13 protein-coding genes are annotated in these 14,699 nt (G+C 61.7%); 1 reads left to right on the top strand and 12 read right to left on the bottom strand.

The genetic code is table 11. The features are described 5' to 3' along the window. From VNX23_RS22910 to aspA, 10 genes are all read right to left on the bottom strand, one after another. On the bottom strand, positions 1-473 hold a 473-nt coding region (locus VNX23_RS22910), incomplete at its 3' end, for an aquaporin (protein ID WP_325633853.1). 862 nt (positions 474-1,335) lie between these two features. Then, the gene (gene cutA / locus VNX23_RS22915) at positions 1,336-1,656 is read right to left on the bottom strand and encodes a divalent-cation tolerance protein CutA (protein WP_325633854.1); all 321 of its coding nucleotides are present in this window, start codon (positions 1,654-1,656) and stop codon (positions 1,336-1,338) included. A 426-nt stretch (positions 1,657-2,082) separates the two neighbouring features. Next, positions 2,083-3,111, bottom strand: coding sequence for a cobalamin-independent methionine synthase II family protein (locus tag VNX23_RS22920; RefSeq protein WP_325633855.1), 1,029 nt, complete (start codon positions 3,109-3,111; stop codon positions 2,083-2,085). 417 nt (positions 3,112-3,528) lie between these two features. Then, on the bottom strand, positions 3,529-4,302 hold the full coding sequence (locus VNX23_RS22925) for an ABC transporter ATP-binding protein (RefSeq protein WP_414643060.1): 774 nt from the start codon (positions 4,300-4,302) through the stop codon (positions 3,529-3,531). Beyond that, entirely contained in the window at positions 4,268-5,017 is a 750-nt protein-coding gene (locus tag VNX23_RS22930) for an ABC transporter ATP-binding protein (protein ID WP_325633857.1), read from the bottom strand. Before VNX23_RS22930 ends, VNX23_RS22925 begins: the two co-directional genes overlap by 35 nt. Then, positions 5,014-5,970, bottom strand: coding sequence for a branched-chain amino acid ABC transporter permease (locus tag VNX23_RS22935; protein ID WP_325633858.1), 957 nt, complete (start codon positions 5,968-5,970; stop codon positions 5,014-5,016). The genes VNX23_RS22930 and VNX23_RS22935 overlap by 4 nt, the downstream gene beginning before the upstream one ends. After that, positions 5,967-6,839: a branched-chain amino acid ABC transporter permease gene (locus VNX23_RS22940; RefSeq protein ID WP_325633899.1), complete on the bottom strand. Its 873-nt coding sequence runs from the start codon at positions 6,837-6,839 to the stop codon at positions 5,967-5,969. Before VNX23_RS22940 ends, VNX23_RS22935 begins: the two co-directional genes overlap by 4 nt. A gap of 407 nt (positions 6,840-7,246) precedes the next feature. Continuing rightward, positions 7,247-8,491 carry an amino acid ABC transporter substrate-binding protein gene (locus VNX23_RS22945; protein WP_325633859.1) on the bottom strand — a complete coding sequence of 415 codons (1,245 nt, stop codon included), beginning with the start codon at positions 8,489-8,491 and terminating at the stop codon, positions 7,247-7,249. Positions 8,492-8,753: 262 nt separating this feature from the next. After that, a complete protein-coding gene (locus tag VNX23_RS22950; protein WP_325633860.1) occupies positions 8,754-9,665 on the bottom strand; it encodes a dioxygenase in 912 nt (303 codons plus the stop codon). A 404-nt stretch (positions 9,666-10,069) separates the two neighbouring features. Further along, entirely contained in the window at positions 10,070-11,527 is a 1,458-nt protein-coding gene (gene aspA / locus VNX23_RS22955; RefSeq protein ID WP_325633861.1) for an aspartate ammonia-lyase, read from the bottom strand. A 573-nt stretch (positions 11,528-12,100) separates the two neighbouring features. On the opposite strand from aspA, the gene VNX23_RS22960 reads away from it, so the two are divergent. Beyond that, positions 12,101-13,078 carry a GGDEF domain-containing protein gene (locus VNX23_RS22960; RefSeq protein WP_414643061.1) on the top strand — a complete coding sequence of 326 codons (978 nt, stop codon included), beginning with the start codon at positions 12,101-12,103 and terminating at the stop codon, positions 13,076-13,078. Between the two features lie 111 nt (positions 13,079-13,189). Here the strand turns inward: VNX23_RS22960 and VNX23_RS22965 are convergent, their stop codons facing one another. Both VNX23_RS22965 and VNX23_RS22970 read right to left on the bottom strand, forming a co-directional pair. After that, positions 13,190-13,612 carry an SH3 domain-containing protein gene (locus tag VNX23_RS22965; RefSeq protein ID WP_325633863.1) on the bottom strand — a complete coding sequence of 141 codons (423 nt, stop codon included), beginning with the start codon at positions 13,610-13,612 and terminating at the stop codon, positions 13,190-13,192. Positions 13,613-13,994: 382 nt separating this feature from the next. Next, a complete protein-coding gene (locus VNX23_RS22970) occupies positions 13,995-14,666 on the bottom strand; it encodes a hypothetical protein (protein WP_325633864.1) in 672 nt (223 codons plus the stop codon). Between the last annotated feature and the right edge of the window lie 33 nt (positions 14,667-14,699).

The raw sequence follows: 14,699 nt of genomic DNA on the forward strand, positions 1-14,699 counted from the left end.
GGTGCCTTGCCGTGGGTTGACCCCATGATGACAAAGAGAAACATCGCCGTCAGCACGGCCTCGGCCAGAAAACACGCACCGAGCCCGTATTTGCCCGGCGAGTGGTTGCCATATCCGTTGGCCGCAAATCCATTGGCGAGATCGAATTCGGCGGATCCATGGGCGATGGCGTAGAGGACGCCGGCTCCGGCGATCGCGCCGATTAGCTGCGCAATGATGTAAGGGCCGATGAGATTGGATGGAAACCGGCCTCCGCACGCAAGCCCCACGGTGACCGCAGGATTGAGATGACATCCGGAGAGGTGGCCGATCGAGTAGGCCATCGTCAGCACGGTCAAGCCGAAAGCCAGCGCCACACCGAGCAATCCTATGCCGCCATGAGGAAATCCGGCCGAGATCACCGCGCTGCCGCATCCGCCGAATGTCAGCCAGAACGTGCCTATGGCTTCGGCCACAAGACGTTTTCCGTTCATCACGATCCTCCTGTTCGAGTGATCGAGCTGCGGACAAGATGTGAGCGATGAATGCGGCTTTCAGGTGTCATCGCGGCGAACGCAACGCCGGAGAGCGCGTTGCCCAGTCCTCCGTCATTCCGGGATGGTCCGAAGGACCAGACCCGGAATCTCGAGATTCTCTGATGTGCAATTGCACATCATGGTTCGCGCTTTCAGCGCGCCCCGGAATGACTCTGCGATTCAAGACGTACCTCCGCATTCTCGCGGCGCAATACGCCCGAGTCGTTTAAGCAACCACCCTCAACAGAGGGCGCAGGGAAAGCCGGGCGCGAAGCCGCACCCGCAGCCTGGCGTGCAAAATGAAGAAGCACACCAGCAAGTCACCACAGGTACTGCCGAACAACCCGGCCTTCCCCGCGCGAAGGTTTGACGGCTTACTTCGTGATCTCCCCGGTGAACGGGTCTTGTCACCGTCACCTGCGGGTTACTACCTGCAAGCTTGACGCCAGCGTCGCGGCGCCAGGACCACACGACTTCGCCGTATGCGGAAAGCGTCTCGTCCGGCGCGATCAAAAATCGCGCCTGACGCTTTCCCCATCCATCGCATCCCGCGCCCAACGTGTCGTGACGATCGCGATACGCCCCTCTCTATCGGAGCACGAGACGGGCGAATCTCTAAAGATGTTTTGCCCGACGGCGAAAGCGAAAAATTTTTGCCAAAGGGGCTGGACTTTTGGACTTCGCGGAAAGCGCGGGAGTGATTTGCCCGTCGGGCAAGAGCCTGCCTGGCTTACTTGCAGGACAGTGTGTAGTGGGTAGAGCGAAGCGAAACCCACCAATTTCGAGTACATGGGTTTCGCTGCGCTCAACCCATCCTGCGCTAGCTGGTCTCTCTTTGCATCCAGTTCAGGTATTTCTCAAAACCCCGTTCGATCGGCAATTGCAGGATCTCCGGCGTATCGTAAACGTGGTTGGCGATGATCGCCGCTTCCAGCGCCGCATAGTGTTTTGCGGTTGTCTTGAGATAAAGTAGTTGCTCGGCGTCGCGATTGATCTTTCCGTCCCACCAATAGAAGCTTGTTATTTCCTGAATCTGAACGCAAGCAGCCAAGCGAGCCTCCAGGACCGCTCTCGCAATTTTTTCCGCTTGTTCCTTGTTGGGTACGGTCGTCATCACCAGGCAAGCCCTTGCGTCGTTCATCGAGCTCTCCGTTTTTGTATGCCTACAGCGCGGTAATTTTTAGTTGAATCACTCTGGCCGCGAGCTCCATTCCTTCTCCCCTTGCGGGAGAAGGTGGCCATAGGCGGCCTGCGGCCGCCGTTCTTTCAGAACGCCGATGCTATTCATCGGCTATGCGAAAAGTCCGCGCCGGATGAGGGGAAAACTTATCCAAGAACGCAAGCCAATTCAGATATTTTCGTAACCCCCTCACCCGGATCGCATCTTCAATGCGACGTAGCCGAAGCTTTGCTTCGGCGTCCTTTGAAGAACGGCCGCTTTAAGCGGCCTATGCCTCTCCCGCGAGGGGAGAGGTGACGCCTTATGCCGTTCCAGCTCAACCTAATTTCATCATGCTATAGCTCCTGAATCCTTTCGGGTCCTCCCTCCATAGAGAAACCTAAATTCCTAACCGACCTCCGCCCGCACCATCGCGGCACCGTCCGCGAGCGCCTTCAGCTTCGCGAACGCCACCTGGCGCGACAGATATTTCATGCCGCAATCGGGTGCCGCCACCAGATGCTCCGGCGCGACGTGCTTCAAGGCCGCACGAATGCGGTCCGCGACCACGGCTGGCGTTTCCGGCGCGGGATCGGCGAGATCGATCACGCCCAGCATGATCTTTTTCGGCGCGAGGTCGCCGAGCACACCGAGATCGAGTTTCGGCTGCGCCGCCTCGATCGAAATCTGGTCCGCCTTGCAGGCCGAAAGCTCGGCCAGAAACGAATAGCCGACCGGCTTTTGACCTTTGACGATCGCGGCATAACCGAAGCATAGATGCACCACGGTCGTGGCCTTGAGGCCTTCGAGCGCGCGGTCGATTGCGTTGACCGCGATGCGCTTCGCGGCCGCCGGGTCCTGGCGCAACCACGGCTCGTCGAGCTGGATCACGTCGGCGCCGGCCTTTTCCAGATCGCGCGCTTCCGCGTTCACGGCGGCCGCGTAATCCATGATCATTTCGTCTTCATCGCGATAATGCTCGTTGACGGCCTGCCGGCTCATCGTGAACGGACCCGGCAGCGTGATCTTGGCCTGGTGGTCGGTATTTTTGCGCAAGAATTCCATGTCGCGCACTTCGACCGGACGCGTACGCCGGATTCGTCCCACCACGCGCGGCACCGCCGTGACAAGGCCGGCCTTCGAGACGACCTCGCCGGGCTTGTCGCATTCAATGCCCTCGAGCGAAGTGGCAAAGCGGTTGGAATAGCTTTCCCGCCGCATCTCGCCGTCGGTGATGATGTCGATGCCGGCGCGCTCCATGTCGCGGATCGCAAGCAGCGTCGCATCGTCCTGCGCCTGTTCGAGCCACGGCTCGGCCACGCGCCAGAGATTTAGCCGCACGCGCGCCACGCCTTTCGAGAGAAGCGCGCGGTCAACCAGCCAGTCCGGCTGCGGATAGCTGCCGACGACCGTGGTGGGCAGAAGTTTTGGCGCCATGCGATCTCCTCAAAAGTGTGCTCCCTCTCCCTGCTTGCAGGGACGCGGCTCCTCGCGCGCTGAGAGCGCCGGGTGATGGGAGCCATTTTGCAGAAATGCCCCCACCCGACCGGCCTTCGGCCGGCCACCCTCCCCACAGCTCGCTCCGCTCGCGGGGGAGGGATAAGAAAGACCTGCGTCTGTTCATCCCTCCCCCTTGTGGGGAGGGTGGCACTTCGTGAGCGCAGCGAACGATGTGCCGGGTGGGGGTGCCAGACGACAGAAATACTTCTCATCACCACTGGCGTCTTTTCTTATCACCCTCGCCTCCGCTTCGCTTCGGCCTTTCCTCCCCCCGCTTCGCGAGGGGAGGAAGAAAGAGCCCGTTCAACGCGTTAATCGCGGTTTTTGCGACCATCCAAAACTACTCTCTCCGGATCACGCCGTGCCGCCGAGATAGAGCCGCTTGACGATGTCGTTGCCTTTCAATTCCTCCACGCCCGCCGCCACCACGATCTCGCCGTGGACAATGATGTAACCGCGATCGGCGATGCGGATCGCCTGATTGAAGTTCTGCTCCGCCATCAGCACCGTCAAGCCGAACGAGCGGGAAAGCTCGCCGATCTTGGCGATCATCTGCGACACCAGGAGCGGCGACAGGCCGACCGAGGGCTCGTCGATCAACAACAGCCGCGGCGAGGACATCAGCGCGCGCGCGATCGCCAGCATCTGCTGCTGCCCGCCCGACATGGTGCCCGCGAGCTGGTTCGACCGCTCCTTCAGCACCGGGAACGTCTCGAAAGCGTGGGCCAGATTGCGCTCGATGTCGCGGCGCGCGGCCTTGCGGAAGGCGCCGAGCATGAGATTTTCGTGCACGGTGAGCCTCGGAAACAGCCGCCGCCCTTCCGGCACCATCGCGACGCCAAGATCGACAATGGCCTCCGCCGAGAGCTTGGTGAGGTCGTGCGCGCGGTCGTCCAGCGTCAGCGTCATGCCGCCGCGCCAGGGCCGGACCAGCCCGGTGATGCACTTCATCAGCGTGCTCTTGCCGTTGCCGTTGGTGCCGAGCAGCGCCACGGTCTCGCCGGCTTCGACATGGAGCGTGACGCCGCGCAGCGCCTTCACCGCGCCGTAGCCGGCGTCCAGCGCGGTGATGGAAAGCCCAAGGCCCGCGGGTTTAGGTGCCAAGATACGCCTCCTGCACCCGCGCATTGGCCATGACTTCGGCAGGTTTGCCGATCGCGATGATCCGCCCCGCGTCGAGGCACATGATGCGTTCGGAAAAGCGCATCACCGCCTGCATGATATGCTCGATCATGATGATAGTGATGTCTTTGCCCGCAAGGCTCATCAAGAGATCGAGCACCTCGTCGACCTCGGAGGAGGAAAGGCCGGCCATCGCTTCATCCGAAATCAGAAGTTTCGGGCGCGTGGCGACCGCGCGCGCGAGTTCCATCTTGCGCAATTCGACCTGGCTGAGCCGCGTGGCCGGCGCATCGGCCTTGGACGAAAGGCCCGTCTGCTGCAGGATCGCCATCACGGCAGCGCGCCGCTCCGCGGCCGAGACCAGCTCGTGCGCGGCTCCCGCGAAGTCGAGCGCCACCATCAGGTTTTCGGCAACCGTCATGCTTTTGAACGGCCGCGGGATCTGGAAGCTGCGCGCAATGCCGCGGCGCCTTCGCATGTAAGGCGGCAGGGGCGTGATGTCCTCGCCCTGGAACGTCACCGTGCCGGGCTCTGTGCGGAACGCGCCGGAAATGCAGTTGATCAGCGTGGTCTTGCCGGAGCCGTTGGGGCCGATCAGGCCAAAGCGCTCGCCGGGGCGAATGTCGACGCTGACATTGTCGAGCGCCGTGAAGCCGCCGAAGCGTTTTGTAAGCGCGCCGATCTGCAACAGCGGCGTGTCGGTGACGTTGGCGGAAGTCATGCCTTGCCCTCCGCGCGGCCATGCACCAGTTTCCGGAACAGGCCGATCAGGCCCTGCGGGGCTGCGACCACGAACAGCACCAGCATGATGCCGAGCACAAGCACATTGACTTCCGAGGAGATGGTGACGGCCAGAAGTTGCTGCGTCACACCGAGCAGAATGGCGCCGATCACCGGACCCGCCCAGTGCACGGTGCCGCCGATCAGGGACATCGCGAGCACCGAGACGGAGTAATTGAGATTGAAGGCGGATGCCGGGTCGGCATATTGCAGATACATCGCGCCGGGCGCGCCGGCTGCACACATCAGCGCGCCGGAGACGACACAGGCCAGCAGTTTGAGCCGCAAGGTCGGGACGCCGGTGCATTCGGCCGCGAGCTCGTCATCGCGGAGCGCCTGCAGGCCACGGCCGATCCAGGAGTTCTGGATATAGCGCGCGATCGCAACCGCAAGCACGACCAGCAGCGCCTGGACGAAAACCAGCATCTGCACATAGCTGTGGAACGGCGGCGTCACCGGTGGCCGCTGCAACTGGATGCCGGCGGCGCCGCCGAGATAGCGCCAGTTGGTCACCGATGTCTCGATGACGATGGTGAGCGCAATGGTCGCGATCGAGAAAAAGATGCCCTGCATGCGCAGGGTCAAAAGCCCGACGCCCAGCCCAAGCAGCGCGCCGACCATGGCCGCCACCGCGATCTGCACCGCAAGCGGCGCGCCGGCCGCCTTGACCAGCAGCACGGCGGTGTAGACGCCGACGCCGAAAAACGCGCTGGTGCCGAAATTCACATAACCGGCGTAACCGCCGAGGATGGTCCAAGCCACCGCCAGCACGATGAATTGAAGGATCACGTAGCCGGCGAAAAAGGGATATTCGTTGCCGATGATCTGGGTCATCAGCAGGATGAAGACGAGAAAGGCGATCGCACCGATCCAGAAGGTGATGCTGCGCCTCATGATCGCCTGCCGAGCAAGCCCTGCGGCCGCACGGCCAGAACGCCGAGCAACATCGCAAAGGAAATGGCCGGCGCCCAGGACGCGCCGAACAGGGTCAGCACGATGGTCTCGGCAACGCCGAGGATGATGGCCGCAATCAGCGTGCCGCTCATGCTGCCGAGCCCCGCCATGACGACGACGCAGAAGGTGCGCCCGATATAGGCGCGGTCGAGCGTCGGATCGACCGGGGCGACGATGATCAGAAGCGCGCCCGCCACGCCAAGCACGGCGGTGGCAACCCCGAAGGCCCATTGCTTGATGCGGACCGGGTTGGCGCCCATCAGGCGCACCGCCTCCTCGTCCTGCGCCACTGCGCGGATCGCCCGTCCCATGAAGGTTTTCGACAGATAAAGCGCCAGCAGGATTGTCAAGGCGGAAGCGACCGCAAACGCAACCACGAGCCGGAGCGGAATCCGCATGTCGCCGAAGCGCCACGCCTTGCCGATATAGGAAGCGGTGACCGAGCGCTGATCCACGCCGAATTGCAGGATGATCAGTACCTCGATGATGAAGGCAACCCCGAAGAAAAAAGCGATGCCGCGCACGGCCGCATCGGTGCCGCGTCGCTCGAACGTCTCGTAGTAAAGGCGATAGGCGGCAAGACCGAACAAGAACAGCAGCGGCGTGATCAACAGCCCTGCGACCAGCGGATCGATGTCAAAGCGATCGTTGAGGAAGAACACCGCATAGGACGCCATCACCAGAAAGGCCGGGTGGGCGACGTGCGGAACGTCAAGCAGGCCGAACGAGACCGACAGCCCGATGCTGACGGCCGCGTAGAAGCAGCCGAGCAGAACCCCGATCACCACCGCATCGAGCAGCAGGTCCATCGAAAACAAATTCAGGTTCTCCTTGACCCTTTTTACTTAAACGCGACAATTCCGACGGCTCACCCTATCCACGTGGTTCCATACCTCTCCGCGCGAGCGGCAGGGCGACCGCATATGACGGCGCGCTCTCTTATCCCTCCCCCGCGAAAGCGTGGGGAGGGTGGCCGTCGCGAAGTGACGGCCGGGTGGGGGTGCCGACGTTACCGAAAGTCCCATATTGATGGTGCCTTCTTGAGAACCCCCACCCCGGCCCGCTCTCGCTCGCCGACCCTCCCCACAAGGGGGAGGGATCGACCTCGATCTGGCAATCTCGATCACGTCTCATGACACTTAGCCATATGCGATAGCCCTGCCGCACGCGGGGAGAGGGGGCACACTTCCCTCGCCGCAATGACTCATTCCGAAATTTACTTCCGCGCAGCCTCGAACGGAGTGACGAGTTCGCCGGATTTCAGCTTCTCCGGAAACAGGATCACCTGTTTGCCGGGCTTTTTGAACTGATCCATGTTCTTGTCGACGATACCGCGGAACTGCGCCTGCAGCGTCGCGGTTTCCTTGCGCTCGCCGTCGGGCGAAAACGCGATCGGACCGACAATGGTCGCAATCTCGTGCTCGCGCAGGTATTTTGCGAGCGCCTTCTGGTCGAGCGATCCCGTCGCCTTGATCGCCGCCTCGATCAATTGCCCGCTGGCGTAGCCGAACGGCGCCAGATAGAAGCCGAGCGGGTCGACCTTGGCTTCCACCGCCCGCTTCGAGTAGGTGTCGAAGAAGGCCTTGGTGCCGTCGAAATACATCGCCGGCTCGGGAAGCCATGTGTTGAAATTGACCACGCCGTTGAGCAGCGAACCCATATTCTCCATTACCGGGCCGAATTGCAGGCCCACCATGCCGCCGCCGAACAGCTTGACGCTGTCGCCGATCCCGATCTCGTTGACCGCGCGCAGGATGCCGGCCGAGTCCGGCGGGTATGACGCGACATAGACAATGTCGGGCTTGGTGGCCTTGAGCGCGCGGATGATAGAGGAGAATTCCACCGTGTTCGGCGGATAGGTCTGGTCGAAAACGACCGGCATGTTGCGCTTGGCTGCGACCTCGCGCGCGGTTTTCGCGAGATTCTGCGCGAATTCCTGGTCGGCGGTGAGAAGCGCGACGGTCTTGCCGCCGGCCTTCTGGCCGATGTCAAGGAAAGCCGACGCCCAGGCGTCGGCCGGCCCCCACGGCGCGTTGTTGAACCACATGTCGTGGCCGACCTTGCTGTTGACCTGGAACGAGAAGTTGCCGATCAGCAGCATGCCGCGCTGCTTGGCCAGCGGCATGATCGGCGCGGTCGGCACCGTGGCGTAAGGCGCGAACAGCAGGTCGACCTTGTCGACGTCGAGAAGCTTCGAGTAGATCGCAGGCGTCTCAGAGGCGCTCGACTTGTCGTCATAGACGACGAGTTCGACCTTGCGGCCAAGCAGGCCGCCCTTGGCGTTGACGTCATCGCGCCAGATCTCGATGCCAAGCAGCGAAGCCTTGCCGCCGCCGGCGAGACCGCCGGTCTGCGGCATCGACATGCCGATTCTGATCGGCGGCTGCTCGGCCAGCGCATTTGAGGTCAGTCCAGTTGCGGCGACGATGATCGCTGCGCCGATGAGCGTCCTGCGTTTCATTGATGCTCCCCTGTGTCACTAGATCATGATGCGATTAGGTGGAATCGCATCATGATCTCATCTCTTTGTTTGAGCATGATCATTTCGGAAAACCGGTTTCCACTTTTCCGGATCATGCTCTTGCCGTTCTCCTGCCCGCGCTGGCGCCCTGAGCCCGCTCGCGGCAAGGATCGAGGTGGGTTGGCTTAATCTGCCGCGACGCGCCCCGAAAGGTCAAATCCGCCGCATTCTCCTTTAGGGGCAGATGCGGCGCATTAACCGTTCATGCCGGCTGTTTCAAAATCGCGGACGGATCGGCGCCGACGCGGCCGCCGGCCTTGTCGGCCGCGGTCTCGCGCGACAGGCGCATGTCGAAGCGGATGGTCGGCAGGTTTGGGATCGGGCTTTCGGCGTCCCGCGGATTGATGTCGACGGCGAGGTCGCCCGACGAGCCGAACACCACATCGTCCTGAAGGTGCGGATCGTCACGCAGGTAAAGCGCCGTCACCAGTTCGCGATAACCGGGAGCGCCGACCAGGAAGTGAATATGGGCCGGCCTCATGCCATGCCGCTTCTGCGCCCGCACCATTTCGCCGACCGGGCCATCCATCGGGATCGAATACCCGATCGGGCGGACGCTGCGCAGCTGATAGAGGCCGTTCGCATCGGTGGTGAAGACGCCCCGATAGTCGATCGAGGCAGCACTTTCCTGGATGTCGTAGAGACCGCTGGCGCCGGTCTGCCAGATCGAAACGGTTGCGTTGGAGATCGGCTTGCCGTTCACGTCGGTGACACGGCCGTAAAGCACAAGTTCGGTCCCGGGTTTTACGGTCTTCGCGATCTGGCTGCCCGCGGCAAGGTTTGGCGAGGCTTCCCGGTAGAACGGACCGAGCAGGCTGGTGTGGGTGCCTTCTTCCATCGCGGTTGAGTCATGCAGGCCGTTGACGAGCGCGGAGAGCCCAAGTGTGTCGGAAAGCAGGATGAACTCCTGCCGCGCCGGCGTGCAGATCTTGCCCACGGCGGTCATGAAGGCGATGCCCTTGATCCATTCCGCCGGCGTCAGCTTCACTTCCCTGGCGAATTCATGCAGGTGCTTGACCGCGCAGGCCATGATCTCCTTCAGGCGCGGGTCGCTCGTCGTCGCCATCTGGTCCAGCACCGCGTCCGTGATGGTTTCCGGCGTCAGTTCATGCATGCGTCTCTCCCTTGATCCCGGCCGTTTTTGACGGCTTTTTCGAAGCCGAACCTAGTGCGGCGGATTTGACATTCGCTTCGGTATTCACCGCGAGTCCTCATAGCGAATGTCAAATCCAAAACCGCACTAGAATCTTTTTTTGCTGGTGTCCCTTAGGTTCCGACATTCGTAACAGCGCTTGCTGCAACACGATACGAATGTCAGAACCGGGACACTAGCTTCCTCTTGCCATCTCCGCCAGACCAATAAAAGCGACCATATCGTGCGCCTGCCCACCCCCGCAGCCTTGGGCCGAATGCTTGGGTGCTTGGGCCGAGTGCGGAAATGGACGGCCGGAACGGCCAGGCCCTTTCGCCATGACCTGCCTTCGGCGGATCGTCCGACCCTTCGTGAGTCAGCGGATTTCAATCCGTCTGGTCGCGGCGCACGGTGAGGGTCTGCGTTTTCGCCGTCGCCGGCGCGGGCCCGAATGAATGCGGCTTCGTCAACACCTCCGGCTGCAGGATTTCGTCGAGCTGCTCGCGCGTCAGAAGCTTTTTGGCCAAAACCAGATCGTAAACGCTTTGACCGGTGACGAGTGCCTGCTGCGCGATCTCGGTCGCGTTGGCATAACCGATATAGGGGTTGAGCGCGGTTACGATCCCGATCGATCTCTCGACGCCGCGGCGCAGATGCTCGCGATTGGCGGTGATGCCGTTCACGCATTTCAGGGCCAGCGTCATGCAGCCGGCGCGAAGATGATTGACGCTCTTGAACAGGCTGTGGGCGATGATCGGCTCGAAGGCATTGAGCTGCAACTGACCGGCTTCGGCCGCGAAACTTACCGTCACGTCGTTTCCGATCACCTCGAAGGCGATCTGGTTGACGACTTCGGGGATCACCGGATTGACCTTGCCCGGCATGATGCTGGAGCCCGCCTGCATCGGCGGCAGGTTGATTTCGCCAAGCCCGACACGGGGTCCCGACGACAACAGGCGCAAATCGTTGCACGTCTTCGACAGTTTTACCGCGACGCGCTTCAAAACTCCGGAAAGCTGAACGAAACTGCCGCAATCCTGCGTCGCCTCGATCAGGTTTGAGGCGGTGACGACCGGAATGCCGGTTGTGGCGCGCAGATGCTGACAGACCAGGCGGGCGTAATCCGGATGCGCATTGATGCCGGTGCCGATGGCGGTGGCGCCCATGTTGATTTCGCAAATCAGGAGGACGGCTTCCTTCAGCCGTTGCTCGTCTTCGCCCAGCATCACCGCATAGGTCGAGAATTCCTGCCCCAGCGTCATCGGGACGGCGTCCTGCAACTGGGTACGGCCCATCTTGATGATGTCCTTGAATTCCTCGGACTTCGCCTCGAAAGCCTGGCGCAGCACCGCCATGGCGTCGACCAGCCGCATGATGCCGGAATAGGCGGCGAGCTTGAGCGCCGTCGGATAGACGTCGTTGGTGCTCTGGCTCATGTTGACGTGTTCATTGGGATGCAAGAACCGGTAATCGCCCTTGGCGTGGCCGAGCAGCTCCAGCGCGCGATTTGCGATCACCTCGTTGGCATTCATGTTGGTGGAGGTGCCGGCGCCGCCCTGGATGACGTCGACCACGAATTCCTCGTGCAGGCGGCCGGAGCGGATCTCTTCCGCCGCGGCGATGATGGCGTCGGCGCGCGTGGCATCGAGCAATCCGAGTTCGCGGTTGCTCTTCGCCGCGGCGAGCTTTATCGAGGCCAGCGCCGCCACAAGATCCGGATAGATCGAAATCGGCGTTCCCGTGATCGGGAAATTCTCCACCGCACGCAGCGTGTGAACGCCATAGTAAGCCTGTGCAGGAACGTCCCGGTCGCCCAGAAGATCGTGTTCGCGTCGCGTGCTCATCGCAAACCTCCCCTCGGGATACGCATAAAACTCGGCGAGATCGGGATACGATTTGTTTTCCAGGTAGCGTCGCGGCCGGCCAGCCGGACTAGTGCGGTGAATTTGAAGTTCCTATCAGTGTTGCTGCAATCTCGTCATAGGAAATTCAAAACCGCACCAGAAACATTAACTTGCTAGTGCTCCTTTGATTCCGAAGTTCGCATCAGAGGTCGCCCCTGCTTGCGAACCTCGGAATCGGAGCACTAGAGCCTCTTCGCCCCGACACGCCGCCCCGTCGGCCCAACCGCGGCTGGCAGGATGTCCCGCGACGAGACAGTACTCCAGCGCCGCAGGCGGGTGTAGGCGCCAAATTGGCCGAAATGTTTAAATCATCCTTCAGAACTGACCGCTACCCAATTAAGGCGACTGCCTGATCGCCGTCAGGCGTCGACCGTTGAAAGGCTTTATTTTTCACCGAATTAGCCACGGATCCCGGATGCCGGCTGCCGCTGCTGACAAACGCACATGATCAACGAGTTCGATGAGGTCGATTTCGACTACGCGACCACGGTGGCAAATCGGGCCAATCGATTCATGTCGATGCACCGCGTACCGCCCACTCCCGAAAATTTTTCGGTCTGGTTCAACTATGCGATGGGTGCCTCATCCGCGCTGAAAAAGACCATCGATATCCTCATCGCCAACAAGCGGAAATTCGATCCAGCGATCAACCACGAGCTCTACGTCAACTATATCGAGCCACAGTCCGATCGCAGCACCACGAACGGTTTTCCCGAGCAGCTGCACGGCGTCATATCAAGCGCCAAGGAGTTCCTCAGCAGTGCAATCTCCGACAACCGCACGCAGATCGAGTCGCTCGGCGAAGTCTCCTTGCAGTTTCAGACGGCGAGCGATCCCCAGCCGATCATCGAGAAGCTCGTGGAAGAACTGTCAAATGCGACGACGAGGGCATCGGGCCTTGAGGCCAATTTCGTCAAGGCCTCGGAGGAGCTCGACAAGATTGGCGACTCGCTGAAGCTCGCCGAGCTGCATTCCAATACCGACGTCCTCACCGGGTTAGCCAACCGTCGCTCGTTGGAAGCCTTCCTTCGTACCGCGCAAATTGCCGCGATGGAGACCGGCGATCCCTTGAGCATCCTGATGATCGATATCGATCACTTCAAGACGTTCAACGACAGCTTTGGGCATCAGGTCGGCGATCAGGTGCTTCGACTGGTGGCGAAGGTTTTGCAGGAGAACGTTCGCAGTGGCGATCTCGCGGCGCGCTATGGCGGCGAGGAGCTGATGGCCGTGCTTCCGGGCGCCAGTCTCGACAAATGCACCGATGTCGCCGAACGCGTTCGCCGGCGCATATCGGAGGCACGCCTGACCCGCCGCGCCACCGGCGAGGAAATATCGAGCATCACGGTTTCGATCGGAGTAGCGCAGTTCCGCCTGGGCGAGTCGGCGGAAGCGCTGGTCGAGCGGTGCGATCGCGCGCTCTATCAGGCCAAACGCTCGGGGCGCAATCGCACGGTTCCGGAGAACGTCGAAGGCGTCATCGCCGCGTGAGACGCGGCCATCTCTCTGCAAAGGCGCTTTGGTTTATTCCGGAAGCGAGATGGTTTTTGGCTCGATCGCCTCATTGCGACGTCACCAGCGCATGACGGCACCTCCTGAACCTCACCAGCGCCATCCCCTGTATCCCCACCCCGCATAATAGCCGTAAAACGGTCCTAAGCCGTAATATGGCCCGTGGTATCCGTAATAGAGCGGCGGGGCGAACCGCGGCGGCCCGACCCCCTCGATCACTTGCTCGTCGTAGACCTGTCCGCCGGCGCGCGCCTTACGCGGCTGACCGAGACCGACATTGCGAGCGATAACAAAGCCGTCCCGGCTCTCGAAGTTGGCTTCACACCATCCCTTGCTACATTTGCCGACCTCGACGGTTGCTCCTTTCGGAATGATGGTGAGAACCGGGCTGTCCGTGCCAGGGGCTCTCCTCAAATTGGTTTCGCCAAGCGCCGCGATCGGCTTGGCCGACGCGCAAGCAGCGCCGAGACAGATCAGAATGGCGGCCGATGCGGCGATCCGTGCAAAGCTCATGGCTTCCGGCTTCCTGCTCACGCTTGGCGCGCCGCGCCGTGAGCCGATATTTAACTGCAGGGCCCGCCTGGCCTTCAAGACGAAAAATCGGCTGCGCGCCAAAGCGCGATGAGATTTGGTTGAATCGGTTAAGCCGCGAACTCCGTTCCTTCTCCCCCTGCGGGAGAAGGTGGCCATAGGCGGCCTGCGCCGCCGTTCTTTTTAGAACGCCGATGCTTTGCATCGGCTATGCTAAAGTCCGCGTCGGATGAGGGGGACCAAAGCTTGGCTGTTTTAGGCCCCCTCACCCGGATCGCATCTTCGATGCGATCCGACCTCTCCCGCAGGGGGAGAGGTGAAAGATTCGACGCCCTTCGAGCTCGAACCTGACTTCATCATGCGCTCAGATCGCCTCAGCCACTTTTTCCAGGCCGATCAGGCGAGCGAGCGAGCGCACCTCGCGCTTCTGGTCCTCACGAAGCTGAAACAACAGCGGCATCGCGGCCGATTTCAGCTGCTGAACCTCTGCGGATTCGGGGTCGATGATGGCACCGGTCCCGTTCGGGTCGGCCTGCCGCGAGGCGTGGATCTTTCGCGCAACGGCCCGCAGCGCCTTTTCCACCGCCGGCCAGTATGTCTCCTGATACGAGGAGAGTTTCAGGCGTTCCTTGATGCTGGCGATCTGCGCGTCGCTGAGCAATGCATAGGGTTTCTGCGCCGGGGGCTTGGCGATGGTCTTCGGCTTTGCCGGAGCTGGCGGCGTTGCCGGCGGCGGCGAGGAATTCGCGATCTTCAGCCCTTCGATCTCCCCCGATGGGGTGGCCGCGAAAGCCTGCCGCAGCGGCTCGGTCGCGAGCGCGGCGGTTGGAGGCTCGACCGCGGCGGTTGCGGCGGCAGCCACGAGCAGCTTGTCGGCCTTGGCCTGCTTGTTGGAAACCGCACCTTCGATCGCAACGGAAGCCGTTGCAATCGCCGCTCCGGTCAACGGCACGCTGTCGCGGGAGAGAATGCTGGCTGCAGCCGCGGCGACCACAAGCAAGCAGATCAGCACGATGATGGTCATTGCCCTCGTCAAGCAACTCTCCGTCTTCCAGGGCGACATGAATTC

Origin of the sequence: Bradyrhizobium sp., assembly GCF_035570375.1 — a bacterium.
In the GTDB taxonomy this organism is placed as follows: Bacteria; Pseudomonadota; Alphaproteobacteria; order Rhizobiales; family Xanthobacteraceae; genus Bradyrhizobium.

Bases quoted from the DNA above. Each gene is read 5' to 3' on its own strand.
- cutA (WP_325633854.1), bottom strand. From the start codon at position 1,656: ATGAACGACGCAAGGGCTTGCCTGGTGATGACGACCGTACCCAACAAG.
- VNX23_RS22920 (WP_325633855.1), bottom strand. From the start codon at position 3,111: ATGGCGCCAAAACTTCTGCCCACCACGGTCGTCGGCAGCTATCCGCAG.
- VNX23_RS22925 (WP_414643060.1), bottom strand. From the start codon at position 4,302: ATGCGCGGGTGCAGGAGGCGTATCTTGGCACCTAAACCCGCGGGCCTT.
- VNX23_RS22930 (WP_325633857.1), bottom strand. From the start codon at position 5,017: ATGACTTCCGCCAACGTCACCGACACGCCGCTGTTGCAGATCGGCGCG.
- VNX23_RS22935 (WP_325633858.1), bottom strand. From the start codon at position 5,970: ATGAGGCGCAGCATCACCTTCTGGATCGGTGCGATCGCCTTTCTCGTC.
- VNX23_RS22940 (WP_325633899.1), bottom strand. From the start codon at position 6,839: ATGGACCTGCTGCTCGATGCGGTGGTGATCGGGGTTCTGCTCGGCTGC.
- VNX23_RS22945 (WP_325633859.1), bottom strand. From the start codon at position 8,491: ATGAAACGCAGGACGCTCATCGGCGCAGCGATCATCGTCGCCGCAACT.
- VNX23_RS22950 (WP_325633860.1), bottom strand. From the start codon at position 9,665: ATGCATGAACTGACGCCGGAAACCATCACGGACGCGGTGCTGGACCAG.
- aspA (WP_325633861.1), bottom strand. From the start codon at position 11,527: ATGAGCACGCGACGCGAACACGATCTTCTGGGCGACCGGGACGTTCCT.
- VNX23_RS22960 (WP_414643061.1), top strand. From the start codon at position 12,101: ATGTCGATGCACCGCGTACCGCCCACTCCCGAAAATTTTTCGGTCTGG.
- VNX23_RS22965 (WP_325633863.1), bottom strand. From the start codon at position 13,612: ATGAGCTTTGCACGGATCGCCGCATCGGCCGCCATTCTGATCTGTCTC.